Origin of the sequence: Streptomyces sp. G45 (assembly GCF_049542095.1) — a bacterium.
Classification (GTDB): Bacteria; Actinomycetota; Actinomycetes; order Streptomycetales; family Streptomycetaceae; genus Streptomyces.
The window spans coordinates 7387105-7407274 of record NZ_JBMUZU010000001.1 but is presented as its reverse complement, the minus strand read 5'-3'; the positions used below and the strand labels follow the sequence as shown (position 1 = coordinate 7407274).

The 20170-nt window shown below is 70.5% G+C and carries 13 protein-coding genes and 1 pseudogene; 6 read left to right on the top strand and 8 right to left on the bottom strand.

Translation table 11 applies throughout. The features are described from left to right. Nucleotides 1-136: 136 nt before the first annotated feature. Complete coding sequence (arc, locus tag ACOBQU_RS31400) at nt 137-1903, bottom strand: proteasome ATPase (RefSeq protein ID WP_423631747.1); 1767 nt, start codon at nt 1901-1903, stop codon at nt 137-139. Between the two features lie 254 nt (nt 1904-2157). On the opposite strand from arc, the gene ACOBQU_RS31395 reads away from it, so the two are divergent. Further along, a complete protein-coding gene (locus ACOBQU_RS31395; RefSeq protein ID WP_423631745.1) occupies nt 2158-2472 on the top strand; it encodes a ferredoxin in 315 nt (104 codons plus the stop codon). 108 nt (nt 2473-2580) lie between these two features. On the opposite strand, the gene ACOBQU_RS31390 is transcribed toward ACOBQU_RS31395, so the two are convergent. The 3 genes and pseudogenes from ACOBQU_RS31390 to ACOBQU_RS31380 all read right to left on the bottom strand — a co-directional run. Beyond that, nucleotides 2581-3156, bottom strand: coding sequence for a hypothetical protein (locus tag ACOBQU_RS31390; RefSeq protein ID WP_423631743.1), 576 nt, complete (start codon nt 3154-3156; stop codon nt 2581-2583). Nucleotides 3157-3412: 256 nt separating this feature from the next. Continuing rightward, complete coding sequence (locus tag ACOBQU_RS31385; protein WP_423631741.1) at nt 3413-4315, bottom strand: tRNA (adenine-N1)-methyltransferase; 903 nt, start codon at nt 4313-4315, stop codon at nt 3413-3415. 45 nt (nt 4316-4360) lie between these two features. Next, a pseudogene (locus ACOBQU_RS31380) lies at nt 4361-5899 on the bottom strand (site-2 protease family protein); the annotation flags it as partial. A 660-nt stretch (nt 5900-6559) separates the two neighbouring features. Here ACOBQU_RS31380 and ACOBQU_RS31375 point away from each other — a divergent pair. Together ACOBQU_RS31375 and ACOBQU_RS31370 are read left to right on the top strand one after the other, a co-directional pair. Continuing rightward, nucleotides 6560-7447, top strand: a complete 888-nt coding sequence (locus tag ACOBQU_RS31375; protein WP_423631739.1) for a RecB family exonuclease — start codon at nt 6560-6562, stop codon at nt 7445-7447. A 15-nt stretch (nt 7448-7462) separates the two neighbouring features. Next, on the top strand, nt 7463-8134 hold the full coding sequence (locus ACOBQU_RS31370) for a response regulator (RefSeq protein ID WP_030356234.1): 672 nt from the start codon (nt 7463-7465) through the stop codon (nt 8132-8134). A 105-nt stretch (nt 8135-8239) separates the two neighbouring features. On the opposite strand, the gene ACOBQU_RS31365 is transcribed toward ACOBQU_RS31370, so the two are convergent. The 4 genes from ACOBQU_RS31365 to metH form a co-directional block, all read right to left on the bottom strand. Next, complete coding sequence (locus ACOBQU_RS31365) at nt 8240-9817, bottom strand: ABC transporter substrate-binding protein (protein WP_423631737.1); 1578 nt, start codon at nt 9815-9817, stop codon at nt 8240-8242. A gap of 41 nt (nt 9818-9858) precedes the next feature. Further along, the gene (locus ACOBQU_RS31360; protein WP_423631735.1) at nt 9859-11466 is read right to left on the bottom strand and encodes an ABC transporter substrate-binding protein; all 1608 of its coding nucleotides are present in this window, start codon (nt 11464-11466) and stop codon (nt 9859-9861) included. Between the two features lie 436 nt (nt 11467-11902). Continuing rightward, a complete protein-coding gene (locus ACOBQU_RS31355; protein ID WP_423631733.1) occupies nt 11903-12598 on the bottom strand; it encodes an HAD family hydrolase in 696 nt (231 codons plus the stop codon). A gap of 225 nt (nt 12599-12823) precedes the next feature. Continuing rightward, nucleotides 12824-16354 carry a methionine synthase gene (metH, locus tag ACOBQU_RS31350; RefSeq protein ID WP_423631731.1) on the bottom strand — a complete coding sequence of 1177 codons (3531 nt, stop codon included), beginning with the start codon at nt 16352-16354 and terminating at the stop codon, nt 12824-12826. Between the two features lie 300 nt (nt 16355-16654). On the opposite strand from metH, the gene ACOBQU_RS31345 reads away from it, so the two are divergent. The 3 genes from ACOBQU_RS31345 to glpK all read left to right on the top strand — a co-directional run bounded on the left by ACOBQU_RS31345 (nt 16655) and on the right by glpK (nt 20168). Further along, entirely contained in the window at nt 16655-17419 is a 765-nt protein-coding gene (locus ACOBQU_RS31345) for an IclR family transcriptional regulator (RefSeq protein WP_423631729.1), read from the top strand. A gap of 378 nt (nt 17420-17797) precedes the next feature. Continuing rightward, nucleotides 17798-18583, top strand: coding sequence for an MIP/aquaporin family protein (locus ACOBQU_RS31340; protein ID WP_423631727.1), 786 nt, complete (start codon nt 17798-17800; stop codon nt 18581-18583). Between the two features lie 46 nt (nt 18584-18629). Further along, nucleotides 18630-20168, top strand: coding sequence for a glycerol kinase GlpK (gene glpK, locus ACOBQU_RS31335; RefSeq protein WP_423631726.1), 1539 nt, complete (start codon nt 18630-18632; stop codon nt 20166-20168). Nucleotides 20169-20170 lie beyond the last annotated feature (2 nt).

Sequence of the window (20170 nt, the reverse complement as noted above, 5' to 3'; positions counted from 1 at the left end):
CGCCTTTGCGCTGGTGGGGAGATCATTTCCTGCATTGCTCTCGCTGGGTTGGTGACGGGGCTGCGAGGGGCCCGTGACCGGCGGAAAACAGTCGGCTGCGGGTACCCGAGGTGGGCACCCGCAGCCGCCCTGTCGCCTACAGGTACTGACCGGTGTTGGCCACCGTGTCGATGGAGCGTCCGGTGTCGGCGCCCTGCTTTCCGGTGACGAGGGTGCGGATGTAGACGATCCGCTCGCCCTTCTTTCCGGAGATGCGGGCCCAGTCGTCCGGGTTGGTGGTGTTGGGCAGGTCCTCGTTCTCCTTGAACTCGTCGACGCAAGCCTGGAGGAGGTGGGAGACCCTGAGGCCCTTCTGGTTCTGTTCGAGGAAGGCCTTGATGGCCATCTTCTTGGCGCGGCCGACGATGTTCTCGATCATGGCGCCGGAGTTGAAGTCCTTGAAGTAGAGGACTTCCTTGTCGCCGTTGGCGTACGTGACTTCGAGGAAGCGGTTCTCCTCGGATTCGGCGTACATCTGCTCGACGACGGACTGGATCATGGCGTGTACGGTGGCGGCCTTGTCGCTGCCGTGTTCGGCGAGGTCGTCGCTGTGCAGCGGGAGGCGCTCGGTGAGGTACTTGGCGAAGATGTCCTTGGCCGCTTCGGCGTCCGGGCGCTCGATCTTGATCTTCACGTCGAGTCGGCCGGGCCGCAGGATGGCCGGGTCGATCATGTCCTCGCGGTTGGAGGCGCCGATGACGATGACGTTCTCCAGGCCTTCCACGCCGTCGATCTCGGCGAGCAGCTGGGGGACGATGGTGTTCTCCACGTCCGAGCTGACGCCGCTGCCGCGGGTGCGGAAGAGGGATTCCATCTCGTCGAAGAAGACGATGACGGGGGTGCCTTCGCTCGCCTTCTCGCGGGCGCGCTGGAAGACCAGGCGGATGTGCCGTTCGGTCTCGCCGACGTACTTGTTGAGGAGCTCGGGGCCCTTGATGTTGAGGAAGTAGCTCTTCCCCGCGGGCTGGCCGGTGACTTCGGCGACCTTCTTGGCGAGGGAGTTGGCGACGGCCTTGGCGATGAGGGTCTTGCCGCAGCCGGGCGGGCCGTAGAGCAGGACTCCCTTGGGGGGCCTGAGTTCGTGCTCCTTGAAGAGGTCGGGGTAGAGGTAGGGGAGCTCGACCGCGTCGCGGATCATCTCGATCTGGCCGCCGAGGCCGCCGATCTTGTCGTAGCTGATGTCCGGGACTTCTTCGAGGACGAGTTCCTCGACTTCGCTCTTGGGCACGACCTCGTAGACGTAGCCGGAGCGGGGTTCGAGCAGGAGGGCGTCGCCGGGGCGGATGGTGACGTCCAGGAGCGGCTCGGCGAGCCTGACCACCCGTTCCTCGTCGGTGTGTCCGAGCACGAGGGCTCGTTCGCCGTCCTCGAGGATCTCCTTGAGGGTGACGATGTCTCCGACGCGCTCGAACTCCATGGCTTCGACCACGTTGAGGGCTTCGTTGAGCATGACCTCTTGGCCGCGCCTGAGCTCGTCGAGTTCGACGCTCGGGCTGACGTTCACGCGGAGTTTGCGGCCGCCGGTGAAGATGTCGGCGGTGCCGTCCTCGTTCGCCGTGAGGAAGACTCCGAAGCCGGCCGGTGGCTGTGCGAGCCGGTCGACTTCCTCTTTGAGGGCCACGATCTGGTCGCGGGCCTCGCGGAGGGTGTTGGCGAGCCGTTCGTTCTGGGCGGACACGCCTGCCAGGTTGGTCTGCAGCTCGACGATCCGCTCTTCGAGAATCCTCGTGTGTCGCGGAGAGTCGGCGAGCTTGCGTCGCAGGACGGCGATCTCCTGCTCTAGGTAGGCAACCTGACCGGCTGGGTCTTCAGACCCTCGCCCCGGCCGGATGCCGCGGTTGATGTCGTCGTCGTGGGCTGCCACGGTCCTCACCTCCTCCAAGGGGAGCTGGACGCTTCCTGACCCTACCTGGGTGGGTGCTGATTGAAACCCCTAGATCACAAAGACGGTGGGGGTGTGTCCGATCTTCACCCTTGCGCTCTCCCTCACGCCAGGGGAATACCCACCCAACAACATCGGAAAGCCGCCGGTTGTAGGGTCGAACTGTTCAACACCCGTCGGGGTTGGCCGGACTTGCGGCAGAGTCGGGCTTCTTCGGCGCAGTTTCGGCAGGAGAGATGACCGTGCGGCACGACGCGGAGACCGTCGGCGAGAGCCAGGACCAACTGGAGGTCTGGATCGATCAGGACCTGTGTACGGGTGACGGCATCTGTGCCCAGTACGCGCCGGAGGTCTTCGAGCTGGACATCGACGGCCTGGCGTATGTGAAGGACGGGGACGACGAGCTGTTGCAGGCCCCGGGGGCGGCGGCGCGGGTTCCGCTTCCGTTGCTGCGGGACGTGGTGGACTCGGCGCGGGAGTGTCCGGGTGACTGTATTCACGTACGTCGGGTTTCGGACAGGGTCGAGGTGTACGGGCCGGACGCAGAGTGACCGAATAGTTTCACTGGGTGAGCTACGTGGGGCCCGCATGCGCTGTCGGAGGCGCGTGCGGGCCCTGTGTGTGCGGCTCGGCGGTCGGCGGGTGATGTGCGCGGGGCGTTACACGCTGCGGGCGTCGGCGCTTGTCGAGCGGGTGAACGCGCCGTTCTTCCACTGCCACTTGGTCTTCTCGTGCCGGTCGGGGCAGCAGCGGGGGACGTCGGGCGAGGAGTAGCCGAGGAGGGTGGCGGTCACCGCGGTGCCGGTGATGCGCAGGTCGCGGGCGGTGAGCCGGTCCTTGGGGTCGACGAGGGTGGCGACGACGCGGGGGGTGCCCGCGCGGTTTCTGGCGATGACGTAGACGCCGTCGGGCGGGGTGCCGGAGCCCGCGGCGCAGTGGACGGCGGCGACGGTGTCGGGGCGGCCGTCGGCGTCGAGGTCGCCGGTGGCCTTGGCGGAGACCATGGGTTCGGCGGTGCCGCAGTCGAGGGGGTAGTGGAGGGCCGTGGGGTCGGGGGCGGGTCCGGCGGCGGCCTTGGGGGTGGGTTCGGGGGCCGTCTGGGCGGCGGTGGCGTGGTCGGGCTGGAGGAAGGCGGCGCCCGCGATGACGGCGGCGATGGCGGTGGCGGTGGCCACCCAGTGGATGGGGCGTGTCGTGGTGTGGGCCAGCAGTTCCGGGACGGCGGGGTGCTGCACGAGGAGTGTCTCCTGTGAGGGCTGTGCCGGGGGGTGTGGGTGGCCAGCATCGTGCCACACGTCACAGGGCGGGGGAACACCGGGGTCGGGGTGGGTGGCGGTCGGTCAGGCGGAGGGCCGGGCGGGGGGCCGGGTGGGCAAAGGGGCGGCGCCGTCGCCGAGTTCCGCTTGGGTGGGAAGTCGGTGACGGCGCCGGTGCGTTGCCTGGTGGCCGGGCGGAAGGCTTCGGGTGCTGCCGGGTGCCTTCGCGCGCGGGTCAGCGGGGGGTGCCTCCGTCGGCGTTGGGGCCGCTGTAGTCCTCGCCGTAGGCGCCCTTGGCGGGGCGGCGGCGCCGCATGGGCGGCTCGACGCCGTCGGCGAGGCGGCGGGCGGTGAGGAGGAAGCCGGTGTGTCCGATCATCCGGTGGTCGGGGCGGACGGCCAGGCCTTCGATGTGCCAGTTGCGGATCATCGATTCCCAGGCGGTGGGTTCGTTGAACCCGCCGAGTTCGCGGATGGACTCGACGGTCCGGGCGAGCTGGGTGGTGGTGGCGACGTACGCGCAGAGGATGCCGCCGGGCACGAGGGCCTTGGAGACGGCCTCCAGGCACTCCCAGGGGGCGAGCATGTCGAGGATGACGCGGTCGACGTCGGTGTCGGACAGGTTGTCCTGGAGGTCGCCGACGGTGAGCTGCCAGGCGGGGTGGGGGCCGCCGAAGTAGCGCTCGACGTTGGCCTGGGCGATCTCGGCGAAGTCCTGGCGGCGCTCGTAGGAGTGCAGCATGCCCTGGTCGCCGATGGCGCGCAGCAGGAAGGAGCTGAGCGAGCCGGAGCCGACGCCCGCCTCGACGACGCGGGCGCCGGGGAAGATGTCGGCGAAGGCCAGGATCTGCCCCGCGTCCTTGGGGTAGACCACGGCGGCGCCGCGGGGCATGGACAGGACGTAGTCGGGGAGCAGGGGGCGCAGCGCGAGGTAGGCGACGTTCCCCGTGGTGCGGACAACACTGCCCTCGGGCGCGCCGATCAGCTCGTCGTGCGGGAAGGACCCCTTGTGGGTGTGGAAGTTCTTCCCGGCTTCGAGCGTGAACGTGTAGTGGCGTCCCTTGGGGTCGGTGAGCTGGACCTGGTCCCCGACCTTGAAGGGCCCGCGACGGCGGGCGGCACCGGTCGGTTCGGACATGTGACCAGCCTACCGGCCGTGGCGGGTGCCGCCGACCATCCGGGTTCAGCTGGGGCGGGCCATGGCCTTGACGAAGGCGCGTTCGACGTCGGCGGCGGAGAGGACGCCGTAGATCTCGCCGGAGGGTTCGACGACGAGGTACTCGGTGGCGGGGGTGGCGCGGAGCCGGTCGAGCAGTTCCTCCCCGGCCAGCTCGGCGGGGACGCGCATGCCTTCGGTGATGTCCTGGGCGAGGCCGCTGACGGTGACCCAGGGGCGGCGGTGTTCGGGGACGCCGACGATGGCGGCTTCGCGGACGACGGCGAGGGGGTCGCCGTCGGCGTCGACGACGACGAGGGCGCGGGCTCCGGCGGCGTTGGCGCGGCGCAGGGCTTCGGAGAGGGGGGTGTCGGTCTCGACGGGGACGGCGCGGCGGGTGAGGGCGCGGGCGCGCAGTTCGGGCAGGTGTTCGCGCAGGCGGGCCATGCGGAGGCTGTTTCCGGCGCCGGTCCAGATGATGGCGGCGAGGATGGCGGCGAGCAGGGCGTCGGTGACGGTGTCCATGCCGCCGATGTCCTGGGGGTCGCCGCCGAGGGCGCCGGACTGGTTGAGGAGGGGCAGGCCGACGAGGACGGAGATGGCGAGGGCGCGGCCGACCCAGGCGGCGGCGATGGTGCCGCTCATGGGTTTGCCGGTGATCTTCCAGACGACGGCGCGGAGCATGCGGCCGCCGTCGAGGGGCAGGCCGGGCAGCAGGTTGAAGGCGGCGACGATGAGGTTGGAGACCATGAGTCCGGCGAGCAGGACGCCGGGGACGGTGTCGGGTTCGACGGCGCGCAGGGCGGCGTAGAAGACGCCGGAGAGGACGAGGGAGAGCAGGGGGCCGACGAAGGCGAGGACGAATTCGCGGCCGGGGGTCTCGGATTCCTTCTCGATCTCGGACACGCCGCCGAAGAACTGGAGCTGGATGCGGCGCACCGGCAGTTTGAAGCGGAGTGCGGCGACGGTGTGGGCCAGTTCGTGGACGAGTACGGAGGCGTAGAAGGCGACGGCGAAGAACAGGGAGACCAGGTACCGGGCGCCGCCGAGTTCGGGCAGTACGCGGTCGAGCTGGTCGCCGAAGACCCAGGTGATGAGGGCGGCGACGAGGAACCAGCTGGGCGCCACGTAGACGGGCACGCCGAAGGGCCGCCCCATGAGCAGCCCGCCTCCGGGGTTCTTGGGCTCTTCTTTGGGCGTGCGCTCCTGGGGGGCCTGCTTGGCGAAGGAGGGCCGGGCGGGCGCTTGGCCGGACGGGGGTGTCGCGGGCTCATCGCTGCCGGGTCCGGGCTCGGCCCGGGCGGGCCGCTGGGCGGCGGGGCCGTCCGCGGGGTGTGCCGCCGGGGTGCTGGCGGGGGGCTCGGCGGCGTCCGTGGGGCGGGCTGGCGCGTGGGGTCGTTCCGGCGGTGTCGGGCTGGCCGGGGCGCGGTGGGGGCCCGGGGCGTCCGGGGTCGCCGGGGTGTTGGGCTGGGGCGGGTCGGCCTGGGGGTGGTCCTGGGGCGCGGGGGTGCCGGGCTGGGGGCGGGGTGACTCGGGGTGGTCCTGGGCCGCCGGGGCGCCGGGCTGGGGTCGGGCCGCCTCGGGGTGATCCTGAGCCGCTGGGGCGCCGGGCCGGGGTCGGGCCGCCTCGGGGTGGTCTTGGGCCGCTGGGGCGCTGGGCTGGGGCCGGGCCGACTCAGGGCTGTCCTGAGCCTGCGGGGCGCCGGGCCGAGGCGGGTCTACCTGGGGGTGGTCCTGGGCGGCCGGGGCGCTGGGCCGGGGCCGGGGCGACTCGGGGTGGCCTTGGGCCGCCGGGGCGCTGGGCCGGGGCCGGGCCGACTCAGGGTGGTCCTGGGCCGCCGGGGCGCTGGGCTCGGCCGGGGGCGCCTCGGGGTGGTCCGGGGTGTCGGCCGCCGTGGGGGCGGGTTCCGGCTCCGGGGTGCCGCTCGCCGTGCCGACGGGGCCGGGGCCCGGGGCGTCCGGGGTCGCCCGGGCCCGTTCGGTGCTGCCGGGTGTCCGGGTCGCGTCGTCCGCCTGGGTGGGCGTGTCGGTCGCGCCCTCCGCCCGGGCGGGCACGTCCTCGGACCGCGGCCTGCCGCTCCCGCCGCTCTCGTCCACGCTGTCCCCTCGTTCGAAGCGTCCCCCGCGCCTGCCGCCGCGCGGTACACGCACGATCATGCAGGGCGGATGGGTCTGTCGTCGATGGTATGCGGCCGTTGTCAGTGGCGGGTCGTAGGGTCTGTGGTCATGGAGACCAGGACCGACGCCGTCGTGGCGGCCGCGGCCGCGCGCCCGGATTCGCTGTCGCCCTCGCGCGCCAGCGATTTCATGCAGTGTCCGCTGCTGTATCGCTTCCGGGTGATCGACAAGCTGCCGGAGAAGCCGAGCGAGGCGGCCACGCGGGGCACGCTGGTGCACGCGGTCCTGGAGAGACTCTTCGACGCGCCCGCGCCGGAGCGCACCGCGCCGCGGGCGAAGTCCCTGGTCCCGGGCCAGTGGGAGCGGCTGCGGGAGGCGAAGCCGGAGCTGGCGGAGCTGTTCGCGGACGACAGCGAGGGCGAGCGCCTGGCGGGCTGGCTGGCGGACGCGGAGCGCCTGGTGGAGCGGTGGTTCACGCTGGAGGACCCGACGCGCTTGGAGCCCGCGGAGCGGGAGCTGTTCGTGCAGGCCGAGCTGGACTCGGGCCTGAAGCTGCGCGGCATCATCGACCGGGTGGACGTGGCTCCCACGGGCGAGGTCCGGATCGTGGACTACAAGACGGGCAAGGCCCCGCGCCCGGAGTACGCGGAGGGCGCGCTGTTCCAGATGAAGTTCTATGCGCTGGTGGTGTGGCGGCTGAAGGGGGTGCTGCCGCGGCGCCTGCAGCTCGTGTATCTGGGCAGCGGCGACGTGATCACGTACGACCCGGTGCCCGCGGACCTGGAGCGGGTGGAGCGGAAGCTGCTCGCGCTGTGGGAGGCGATCGTGCGGGCGACGGAGACCGGTGAGTGGCGGCCGCGGCCGACGAAGCTGTGCGGCTGGTGCGACCACCAGGCCGTCTGTCCGGAATTCGGCGGCACTCCCCCGCCGTATCCGCTTCCGGTGAGGGCGCCCGCGTCGGGCGGCGGGGAGCAGGGCAGAATGGGCCCGGGCTAGGCGAAGGAGAGTTACGTGGCCATCCGCGTCCTACTGGTCGACGACCAGCCGCTGCTGCGCACGGGTTTCCGGATGATCCTGGAGGCCGAGCAGGACATCGCGGTCGTCGGCGAGGCCGGAGACGGCCTGCAGGCTCTGGATCAGGTGCGGGCGCTCCAGCCCGACGTGGTGCTGATGGACATCCGCATGCCGCGGATGGACGGCGTCGAGGCGACGCGGCAGATCACGGGCCCCGGCCGGGACGGTCCGGCGAAGGTGTTGGTGCTGACGACGTTCGACCTCGACGAGTACGTGGTGGAGGCGCTGCGGGCGGGTGCCAGCGGCTTCCTGTTGAAGGACGCCCCGGCGAACGAGCTGGTGCAGGCCATCCGGGTGGTCGCCGCGGGTGAGGCGATGCTGGCGCCGAGCATCACGCGGCGGCTGCTTGACAAGTACGCGGGGCATCTGCCGTCGGGTGACGAGCCGGTGCCGGACACGTTGCACACGCTGACGGACCGGGAGGTGGAGGTCCTCAAGCTGGTCGCGCGGGGGCTTTCCAACGCGGAGATCGCCGCGGACCTGTTCGTGAGCGAGACGACGGTGAAGACGCATGTGGGGCATGTGCTGACGAAGCTGGGGCTGCGGGATCGCGTGCAGGCCGCGGTGTACGCGTACGAGAGCGGCCTCGTCCGGCCGGGCGCGCAGTAGGCAGCTGCAGGCAGGAGACAGCGGCAGCCGTAGGCAGCGGCAGGCAGTCGGACGGACGGAAGGCCCGCTTCCCTCGGGAAGCGGGCCTTTCGCGTGGGGCGCGGCTCAGTCCTTGCTGAGTTCCCAGAAGCGGAAGACCGTGGAGGCGTCCAGGCAGGACTCCACTCCGTAGACGCCGTCGCGGACGACGGCGTACTGCTTGGCCTGCCACACCGGCAGGATCGGCAGTTCGTCGGCGACGATGTCCTGGAGGCGGCCGTACTCCTTGTCGGTGGCGGTGCGGTCGCCCTGGGCGGCCGTGCTCGGGATGATCTTCCCGGTGATGGTGCTGTTCTGGTAGCGGTTCGACAGGACGTTGCCCTTGCCGAAGAACGGCTGCGTGAAGTTGTCCGGATCCGGGTAGTCCGGCACCCAGCCCTTGACGTAGACGCCGTACTTCCCGGCCTTGATGTCCTTCTCGTACTGGTCGAAGGCGACGGACTTCACGTCGGCCTCGAACAGGCCGCTGGCGTTGAGCTGCTTGGCGATGGCGCGCAGTTCCTCGTCGGTGGCGGGGCCGTAGCGGGACGGCGTGGACCAGAGGGTGAGGCGGACCTTGTCGGTGATGCCCGCGTCGCGCAGGGCGGCGGCGGCCTTGGCGCGCTGCGGGCGGGCGCCGTAGGTGTCGAAGAAGGCGGTGTTGTGGCTGCCGATGCCCGCCGGGACGATGGAGTACAGCGGGGTGGCGGTGCCCTGGTACACCTGGTCGACGAGGGCCTCGCGGTCGAGCAGGTAGGCGATGGCCTGGCGGACGCCGAGCTTGCCCGCCACGGGGTCCTTGACGTTGAAGACCAGGTGCTGGACCTCGGCGCTGGTGCCCTCGACGACCTGGGTCCGCTGGTCGGAGTCCCGTTCGATGTCGGCGATGTCCGTGGCGGCGAGGCCGCGGTAGGCGACGTCGATCTCCTCGTTCTCGACGGCCTGCTTCAGGGCCTTGCGGTCGCCCTTGAAGAACCGCAGGGTGACGCCCTCGTTGCGGGGCTTGGCGTCGCCGCTGTAGTCGGAGTTGACGGAGAACACCGCCTCGTCCTCGTCGAAGGAGTCGAGCTTGTAGGGTCCGGAGCCCACGGCCTGGCCGTCGGTGCGGAGCCGGTCCTCGGGGTACTCGCGGTGGTCGACGATGGAGCCCGCGCCGGAGGCGATCTTGCTGGGGAAGGTCGCGTCGGGGAACTTCAGCTGGAAGACGACCGTCTTGGCGTCGGGCGTCTCGACACGGTCCAGCATGGGGAACATGATCGCGGGGCCGGTGCCGTTCTTGATGCGCATCATGCGGTCGAAGGAGTACTTGACGTCCTTCGAGGTGAGCGTGTTGCCGTTGCTGAACTTCAGGCCGTCGCGCAGGGTGCAGCGGTAGACCTTGGTGCTCTGGTCGGTGAAGCCGCACTTGCGGGCGGCTTCGGGCTCCGGCTGCGTGGCGCCCTTGGGGAAGCTCAGCAGCGACTGGAAGACGTTGTTGAACAGCAGCCACGAGCCCGGGTCGTAGCCGGAGGCCGGGTCGGTGGCCAGGACGTCGTCGGACATGCCGACGACGACGGAGTCGCTGTCCTTGGCCGAACTCGCCGACTGCGTGCCGCAGCCGGTCAACAGGGCCGCCGCCAAGCCTGAGGAGAGAGGCAGGGTCAGCCACTGGTTGCGCATTTTCACTTACGTGCCTTGTCGTTGTTTCGTCTCGGGTGCGGCGCCGGTCAGTCGCCCACACCTCGGGCCAGCTCCCAGAGCTGCAGGTTCGAGGAGGAGTTGAGGGCCCACTCGACACCCGTGATGTCATCGCGCGCGGCGATGTACTGCTTGCCCTGCCAGAGCGGGAGGAACGGGACGTCATCGGCCACGATGTCCTGCATCCGCTCGATGCTCTTGGCGGCGCTGAGGCGGTCGGCCTCGCGGCGGGAGGTGGGCAGCAGTTCGTTGATGATGGCCTTGCTGCGGTAGGGGGACTTCAGGAAGTTGTCCGGGGCGAGGAACGGCGCGATGAAGTTGTCGGCGTCCGGGAAGTCGGGGAACCAGCCCATGCCGTAGACGTCGTACTCGCCCTTGCTGACGGCGGCGCGGAAGGTGTTCCACACGACGCCCTTGATCTTGACGTCGAAGAGGCCGCTGTCGTTGAGCTGCTGCTGGAGCGTCTCGAATTCCTTCTTGGTGCCCGGACCGTAGTGGTCGGTGGTGTAGGTCAGGGTCAGCTTCACCGGGGTGCTGATGCCCGCGCCGCTGAGGATGTCGCGGGCCTTCTTCGGGGACGGGTTCTCGTACTTGTTGAAGAACGCGTTGGAATGCCCGGTGATGGTGGTCGGGACCAGGGAGTACAGCGGGTCGGCGGTGCCGGGGTAGACCTTGCCCGCGAGGGCGCCGCGGTCGACGACCTGGGCCATGGCCTGGCGGACGGCCTTGTCCTTGACGCTGGCGGCCTCGGTGTTGAAGCCGAGGTAGCGGATCTCCAGGCCGGGCATCTCGACGAGGTCGATGTTCTTGCCGGGCTTGGTGCTGAGCTGCTTGATCTGCTCGGGCGACATGGTGCGGGTCATCAGGTCGATGTCGCCCTTTTCGAGGGCCTTGCCCATGCTGGTGGCGCTGTCGAAGGCGCGCAGCTCGACCTTCTCGTTCTGGATCTCGAACGAGCCCTTGTAGTGCGGGTTCTTGGTGAACTTCGCCGCGACGAGCTGGTTGTTCTTCACTTCCTGCTTGACCGTGTACGGCCCGGAGCCATCGAGGTCGAAGCCCTCGCGGAGCTTGTTCTTGGGGTAGTGCTCGGGGCTGACGATGCTCGTGCTCGGCGTGGCGAGCTTGTACGGGAAGGTCGCGTCGGGGGTCTTCAGGTGGAAGACGATGCCGCGCTCGCCCTGGACCTCGATGGTCTCGACGTTGGAGACGAGGCCGTCGGAGCCGCTGGGGTTGGCGACCTTCATGTCGCGGACGCGCTCGATGGAGAACTTCACATCGGCGGCGGTCAGCGGCTTGCCGTCGGCGAACTTGAGGTCCTTGCGGAGCGTGCACGCGTAGCGCTCGTTGCCGGTGTCGGTGAAGCCGCACTTCTGGGCGGCCTCCGGCTCGGGCTCGCCGCCGCCGCGCGGCAGGGCCATCAGCGTCTGGAGGGTCTGGCGCAGCACGTTCCAGGAACCGGCGTCGTAGGCGTACGCCGGGTCGAAGGGCGCCGGCACCTCCTTGGAGACGCGGAACCGGTCGGTGGTGCCCGCGGTGATGGGGCCGTCGTTGTCCCCGCTGCCCGAACCGCCACACGCGGCAAGCGCGGGGGCGAGCAGACCTATGACGGCCGGCAGCACCAAAGTCTTGCGGTTCATGCTCGACGTTCTCCAGAGCTCTTGATCCCGTGGTTCCGGCAACGGCGGGGTGGGGTTGGGTGGGTCACGGGGGGTGGGGCGGTGTTGTCGCGACGAGATTAGTCCGCACCCTCATGGGCGTTGACGGGGACCGGAGTTGGGTTGCCATCACGCAGCGATACGGCGTGGGGACGCACCGAGACCCCGACACCGGAAGGTTTCGTGCACGGGTGGCGCAATCGGGACACAAGGGCATGCGCCGTCCGGGGGGCGGGGGCTCCCCTGCACAGCTTCGCACCCCTGTCGACCCCCCTTGGCGTGGGAAACGTCACACTGGGAACGGGCGTGCGGTCCGGGGGTTTCGGCCATGGGCGACCGGTTCGGGAGTTCCGCGGCGCGGTGTCACTCCTGCCTCAGGCCTGCCTCAGGCCTGCCTCAGGCCTGCCTCAGGCCTGCCTCAGGCCTCCATCAGTCCGTGCAGGAACGGCAGGTCCACGTGTTCGAGTGAGGGTACGACGGTCCTGCCGGGGGCCGGGGCGATGGGGGCGACGGACGGCACGGCCACGACGCGGCAGCCCGCGGCCTCGGCGGCGGCCACGCCGGTGGCGGTGTCCTCGATGACGGCGCAGCGGGCGGGGTCGACGCCGAGTCCGGAGGCCGCGAGGAGGTACGGGTCGGGGTGCGGCTTGGTGCGGGGCACCTCGTCGCCCGCGACGGTCAGGGCGAAGTGGTGGGCGCCGACGGACTCCAGGACGCGGTCGATGATGCGCCGGTGGGAGGCGGAGACCAGGGCCGTGGGCACCTCGTGGGTGGCCAGTTCGGCGAGGAGGCGGGCGGCGCCGGGCATCAGCGGCAGGGTGCGGCTGATGCGGTCCTCGAAGCCCTGGTTGAGCAGGACGGTGAGTTCGTCGAGGGTGATGTCGGCGCCGGTGGCGTCGATGAGGAAGCCCGCGCTGCGGGACATCGGGCCGCCGACGACGATGTCCCGCCAGGACTCGTCGAGGGTGTGGCCGAGCGCGCCGAACACCTCGACCTCGGCGTCCCACCAGAAGCCCTCGGTGTCGACGAGCGTGCCGTCCATGTCGAGGAGTACGGCCTGCAGGGCGGAGCCCTCGGCCGTTCGCGTACCGAGCGCGGGAACCGTGCTGGTCATCCTGGCGCACCTCCGTAGGTCCATAAGGGACGAGAAGGCCGGTCCCCGGGAAGGGACCGGCCTGCACTGGACCGACCAGTGTACGACTGCTCGGCCCGTGGCGCCTTGGGATAACTGGGGGAACCGGGTCGGTGGTGTCCGCGGGGGCGCGGGGAACCGCGGGACCGGCCACGACGGCGCCGCGGGCGGACGGCGGGGGTGCCCTTCGGTCCGCCCGCGGCACGCTCAGCGCGCGTTGAAGTAGGTGGCTTCGGGGTGGTGGATGACGATGGCGTCGGTGGACTGCTCGGGGTGGAGCTGGAACTCCTCGGAGAGGTGGACGCCGATGCGTTCGGGCTGCAGCAGTTCGGCGATCTTGGCGCGGTCCTCCAGGTCGGGGCAGGCGCCGTAGCCGAGGGAGAAGCGGGCGCCGCGGTACTTGAGGGCGAACATGTCCTCGACGTCGGCGGGGTCCTCGCCGCCGAAGCCGAGTTCGGCGCGCACGCGGGCGTGCCAGTACTCGGCGAGGGCCTCGGCGAGCTGGACGGACAGGCCGTGGAGTTCGAGGTAGTCGCGGTAGGAGTCGGCGGCGAAGAGTTCCGCGGTGGCCTCGCCGATCTTCGAGCCGACGGTGACGACCTGGAGGCCGACGACGTCCGTCTCGCCGGAGTCCTCGGCGCGGAAGTAGTCGGCGAGGCACAGGCGGCGGCCGCGGCGCTGGCGGGGGAAGGTGAAGCGGGTGCGTTCGTTGCCCTGTTCGTCGAGGATGAGCAGGTCCTCGCCCTTGGAGACGCAGGGGAAGTAGCCGTAGACGACGGCGGCTTCCAGGAGGTTCCTGGTCTGGAGGTCGTCGAGCAGGCCGCGAAGGCGGGGCCTGCCCTCGGTCTCGACCAGTTCCTCGTAGGTGGGGCCGTCGCCGGTGCGGGCCTGCTTGAGGCCCCACTGGCCCTTGAACAGGGCGCCTTCGTCCAGCCAGGAGGCGTACTCCTTGAGCTGGATGCCCTTGATGACGCGGGTGCCCCAGAACGGCGGGGTGGGCACGGGGTTGTCGGTGGCGACGTCGGAGCGGGCGGGGCCCTCGGGCTCCTTGACCTCCAGGGCGGGGGTGTCCCGCTTGGGCACGCGGCGCTGCTTGAGTTCGGGCAGGGTGGCGCCGGGCACGCCGCGCTTGACGGCGATGAGGGCGTCCATGAGGCGCAGTCCCTCGAAGGCGTCGCGGGCGTAGCGGACCTCGCCCTCGTAGATCTCGTGGAGGTCCTGTTCGACGTAGGCGCGGGTGAGGGCGGCGCCGCCGAGGATGACGGGGTAGTCGGCGGCCAGCTGGCGCTGGTTCAGCTCCTCCAGGTTCTCCTTCATGATCACGGTGGACTTCACGAGGAGGCCGGACATGCCGATGACGTCGGCCTTGTGTTCCTGGGCGGCGTCGAGGATCGCGGCGACGGGCTGCTTGATGCCGAGGTTGACCACGTTGTAGCCGTTGTTGGACAGGATGATGTCGACGAGGTTCTTGCCGATGTCGTGGACGTCGCCGCGCACGGTGGCGAGGACGATGGTGCCCTTGCCCTCGGCGTCGGACTTCTCCATGTGCGGTTCCAGGTAGGCCACGGCCGTCTTCATGACCTCGGCGGACTGGAGCACGAACGGCAGCTGCATCTGGCCGGAGCCGAAGAGTTCGCCGACGACCTTCATGCCGTCCAGGAGGGTGTCGTTGACGATGTCGAGGGCCTTGCGGGTCGTCAGGGCCTCGTCGAGGTCGGCTTCGAGGCCGTTGCGCTCGCCGTCGATGATGCGGCGCTTGAGGCGCTCCTCCAGGGGCAGCGCGGCCAGTTCCTCGGCCTTGCCCGCCTTGAGGGACTTGGCGGTGGCGCCCTCGAACAGCTCCATGAGCTTCTGCAGCGGGTCGTAGCCCTCGCGGCGCCGGTCGTAGATGAGGTCGAGGGCGGTGGTGACCTGCTCCTCGTCGAAGCGGGCGATGGGGAGGATCTTGGAGGCGTGCACGATCGCCGAGTCCAGGCCCGCCTTGACGCATTCGTCGAGGAAGACGGAGTTCAGCACGATGCGGGCGGCCGGGTTGAGGCCGAAGGAGATGTTGGACAGGCCGAGCGTGGTCTGGACGTCCGGGTGGCGGCGCTTGAGTTCGCGGATGGCCTCGATGGTGGCGATGCCGTCCTTGCGGGACTCCTCCTGGCCGGTGCAGATGGTGAAGGTCAGGGTGTCGATGAGGATGTCCGACTCGCGGATGCCCCAGTTGCCGGTCAGGTCGGCGATCAGCCGCTCGGCGATCTCCACCTTCTTCTCGGGGGTGCGGGCCTGGCCCTCCTCGTCGATGGTCAGCGCGATCAGCGCGGCGCCGTGCTCCTGGGCGAGGCGGGTGACCTTGGCGAAGCGGGAGTCGGGGCCGTCGCCGTCCTCGTAGTTGACGGAGTTGATGACGGCGCGGCCGCCCAGCTTCTCCAGGCCCGCCTGGATGACGTCGACCTCGGTGGAGTCCAGGACGATCGGCAGCGTGGAGGCGGTGGCGAAGCGCCCGGCCAGCTCCTCCATGTCGGCGACGCCGTCGCGGCCCACGTAGTCCACGCACAGGTCGAGCATGTGCGCGCCCTCGCGGATCTGGTCGCGGGCCATCTCCACGCAGTCGTCCCAGCGGCCCTCCAGCATGGCCTCGCGGAACTTCTTCGAGCCGTTGGCGTTGGTGCGCTCGCCGATCGCCAGGTACGAGGTGTCCTGACGGAACGGGACGGTCTGGTAGAGCGAGGCGGCGCCGGGCTCGGGGTGCGGCTCGCGGGCGGTGGGGGTGAGGCCGCGGACGCGCTCGACGACCTGGCGCAGGTGCTCGGGCGTGGTGCCGCAGCAGCCGCCGACCAGGGACAGGCCGTACTCGCGTACGAACGTCTCCTGGGCGTCGGCCAGTTCGGGCGCCGTCAGCGGGTAGTGGGCGCCGTCCTTGCCGAGGACGGGCAGGCCCGCGTTGGGCATGCAGGCGAGCGGGACGCGGGAGTGGCGGGAGAGGTAGCGCAGGTGCTCGCTCATCTCGGCGGGGCCGGTCGCGCAGTTGAGGCCGATCATGTCGATGCCGAGGGGTTCGAGCGCGGTGAGCGCGGCGCCGATCTCGGAGCCGAGGAGCATGGTGCCGGTGGTCTCGACGGTGACCGAGCAGATGAGCGGCAGGTTCGCGCCGGTGGCGGCCAGGGCGCGGCGGGCGCCGAGGAGGGCGGCCTTGGTCTGGAGGAGGTCCTGGGTGGTCTCCACGAGCAGCGCGTCGGCGCCGCCCGCGATCATGCCCTCGGCGTTGCGCTGGTAGGCGTCGCGCAGGGTGGTGTAGGGGGCGTGGCCGAGGGTGGGCAGCTTGGTGCCGGGGCCCATCGAGCCGAGGACCCAGCGCTGCTGGCCGGTGCTCGCGGTGAACTCGTCGGCGACCTCGCGGGCGATGCGCGCCCCGGCCTCGGACAGTTCGAAGACCCGCTCGGGGATGTCGTACTCGCCGAGGGCGGCGTGGTTGGCGCCGAAGGTGTTGGTCTCGACGCAGTCGACGCCCGCGGCGAAGTACTCGCGGTGGACGGAGGCCACGATGTCGGGGCGCGTGACGTTGAGGATCTCGTTGCAGCCTTCGAGGTTCTGGAAGTCGTCGAGGCTGGGGTCCTGCGCCTGGAGCATCGTGCCCATCGCGCCGTCGGCCACCACCACGCGGGTGGCGAGGGCTTCGCGGAGGGCGTCGGCTCGGTTCCCGGCGGAGGGCTCCGCCGTGGAAGCGGACGAGGGGGTCGGCGACGAGGCCATGAATGAGCTCCCTGGAGTGCGACGGCTGTCGGCTTTGCGGCTTCCCGTGGAAGGCGCACCCGGCCAGGGTAGCCGGGGGTGGCGTGCTTGCGTCAGGGCGTCCCAGCGGTCGGACGGTGGCCGGAAGTCGTCGTGGGCGCGGTGTCCGGGTGAAACGCGAGATGCTCACCCTTAGCCACAGGTCGGCAACGACCGATAGTGTTCAGCATTGCCGAACGGCGTCCCCGTTCGGTGGGTAGCCGCGGGATCGAGTGCCCGGCGCAGGGACGTGCGGGGCACGGGACGGAGGGACAGGCCGCGATGGCACGGAACATCCAGTCGCTCGAACGGGCCGCCGCGATGCTGCGCCTGCTCGCGGGCGGTGAGCGTCGCCTTGGCCTCTCGGACATCGCCTCCGCCCTGGGGCTCGCCAAGGGCACGGCACACGGGATCCTGCGCACGCTCCAGCAGGAGGGCTTCGTCGAGCAGGACCCGGCGTCCGGGCGCTACCAGCTGGGCGCGGAGCTGCTGCGCCTCGGCAACAGCTATCTGGACGTGCACGAGCTGCGCGCCCGCGCCCTGGTGTGGACCGACGACCTGGCCCGCTCCAGCGGCGAGAGCGTCTACCTGGGGGTGCTGCACCAGCAGGGCGTGCTGATCGTGCACCACGTCTTCCGGCCCGACGACAGCCGCCAGGTCCTGGAGGTCGGCGCGATGCAGCCGCTGCACTCCACGGCGCTCGGCAAGGTCCTCGCGGCGTACGACCCGGTGGCGCACAGCGAGGCCCTGGAGGCGGAGCGGATCGCGTTCACCGACCGCACGGCGTGCGACGCGGCGGCGTTCGAGAGCGTGCTCGACGTGACGCGGGCCCGGGGGTACGCCACCGACGTGGAGGAGACCTGGGAGGGCATCGCCTCCGTCGCGGCGCCCATCCACGACCGGCGGCGGATGCCGGTGGGGGCCGTGGGGGTCACCGGGGCGGTGGAGCGGGTGTGCCCGGGGGGCGAGCTGCGGACCGAGCTGATCGCCGCCGTGCGGGACTGCGCGCGGGCCGTCTCCCGGGACCTGGGGGCCAGCCGGTTCTGAGGGGGCGTGGGTGCGGGTCCTCGCGGGGCGCCCCAGGCCCACCCCTTCACCGAAACCAGGGGGCGCCGCCCCTGGACCCCGCCCTCATCGGCGCTTCGCGCCTCGTCCTCAAACGCCGGACAGGCTGTCTTCGGGTTGCGCTTCGCTGATAAGGCGGAACGATCAATAACGATCGTGTTTTCAATTACAGAAGTCTTGACGCGCCGGTAACCCCAGGGACAGACTCGCGTCCACCGGTCGGCATTGTCGAACAGCTAACGGCATTACGCGTTAGAGTGGGGCAAGCCAAGGGCCGGAGAACGCCCTCACCTGAGGGCGCGGACCACCGGAGGGACCCGGGGTTCGGCTTCCCCTGGACGAAGGACAAAGGAGTCGCGGGTGTCCAGCCACGACATCTTCCTCGGCGAGACCATCGGTACCGCCATTCTCATCCTGCTGGGCGGTGGCGTGTGCGCCGCCGTCACGCTCAAGCGCTCGAAGGCCAAGGACGCCGGCTGGCTCGCCATCACCTTCGGGTGGGGCTTCGCGGTCCTGACGGGCGCCTACCTGGCCGGTGGCGTCTCCGGCGCCCACCTGAACCCGGCGGTCACCATCGGCCTCGCCGTCGAGGGCGGCACCAAGTGGAGCGACGTTCCGGTCTACCTCGGCTCGCAGCTCCTGGGCGCCATGATCGGCGCCGTGCTGGTCTGGGCGACGTACTACGGGCAGTTCCAGGCCCACCTCACCGACCCCGAGATCATCAAGGCCCAGCCCGCCGAGGAAGGCCTGGTCGACCAGAAGGCCGCGCCCAAGGCCGGTCCCGTGCTCGGCATCTTCTCCACCGGCCCGGAGATCCGCAACGCCGCGCAGAACCTCATCACCGAGATCATCGCCACGACCGTGCTCGTCCTGGCGATCCTCACTCAGGGCCTCAATGACGGCGGCAACGGCCTCGGCACCCTCGGTGCCCTGATCACCGCGCTCGTCGTGGTCGGCATCGGCCTCTCGCTCGGCGGCCCCACCGGGTACGCCATCAACCCGGTCCGCGACCTCGGCCCCCGCATCGTCCACTCGCTGCTCCCGCTCCCCAACAAGGGTGGCTCCGACTGGTCGTACGCGTGGATTCCCGTGGTCGGTCCGCTGATCGGCGGCGCTCTCGCCGCGTACATCTTCAAGCTGTTCTGAGCGAACCCGCCGACCACCCGACCACGACGCACTCCAGGAGCACACCGTGACCGACGCGCACACCGCAGGGCCCTTCATCGCCGCGATCGACCAGGGCACCACGTCCTCGCGCTGCATCATCTTCGACCGGGACGGCCGCATCGTCTCCGTCGACCAGAAGGAGCACGAGCAGATCTTCCCCAAGCCGGGCTGGGTGGAGCACAACGCCACCGAGATCTGGACCAACGTCCAGGAAGTCGTCGCCGGGGCGATCGAGAAGGCGGGCATCACCCGCGACGACATCAAGGCCATCGGCATCACCAACCAGCGCGAGACCACGCTGCTGTGGGACAAGAACACCGGCGAGCCGGTCCACAACGCCATCGTCTGGCAGGACACCCGCACCGACGCCCTGTGCAAGGAGCTGGGCCGCAACGTCGGCCAGGACCGCTTCCGCCGCGAGACGGGCCTGCCCCTTGCCTCGTACTTCGCCGGGCCCAAGGCCCGCTGGCTGCTCGACAACGTCGAGGGCCTGCGCGAGCGCGCCGAGGCGGGCGAGATCCTCTTCGGCACCATGGACACCTGGGTCATCTGGAACCTGACGGGCGGCGTCAACGGCGGCAAGCACGTCACCGACGTCACCAACGCCTCCCGCACCATGCTGATGAACCTGCACACCATGGAGTGGGACGAGCGCATCGCCGAGTCCATCGGCGTGCCCCTCGCGATCCTGCCCGAGATCCGCTCCTCCGCCGAGGTCTACGGCGAGGTCACCGGCGGCAAGCTCGGCGAGCTGCTGGGCGGCATCCCCGTCGCGTCCGCGCTCGGGGACCAGCAGGCGGCCCTGTTCGGCCAGACCTGCTTCGCCGCGGGCGAGGCCAAGTCCACGTACGGCACCGGCACCTTCATGCTGATGAACACCGGCGAGAAGGCCATCAACTCGTACAGCGGGCTGCTCACGACGGTCGGCTACCAGATCGGTGACAAGAAGCCCGTCTACGCCCTCGAGGGCTCCATCGCCGTCACCGGCTCCCTGGTGCAGTGGATGCGCGACCAGATGGGGCTCATCAAGTCGGCCGCCGAGATCGAGACGCTGGCCTCCAGTGTCGAGGACAACGGCGGCGCCTACTTCGTCCCGGCCTTCTCCGGCCTGTTCGCCCCGTACTGGCGCTCCGACGCCCGCGGGGTGATCGCCGGTCTGACCCGGTACGTCACCAAGGCGCACATCGCGCGCGCCGTCCTGGAGGCCACGGCCTGGCAGACCCGTGAGATCACCGACGCCATGACGAAGGACTCCGGCGTCGAGCTCGCGGCCCTCAAGGTCGACGGCGGCATGACCTCCAACAACCTGCTGATGCAGACCCTCTCGGACTTCCTGGACGCCCCCGTGGTGCGCCCGATGGTGGCCGAGACGACCTGCCTCGGCGCCGCCTACGCCGCCGGTCTCGCCGTCGGCTTCTGGTCCTCCACCGACGACCTGCGCGCCAACTGGCGCCGGGCCGCCGAGTGGACCCCCCGCATGGACGCGGACACCCGCGCCCGTGAGTACAAGAACTGGCTCAAGGCCGTGGAGCGGACCATGGGCTGGCTCGAAGACGAGAGCTGACC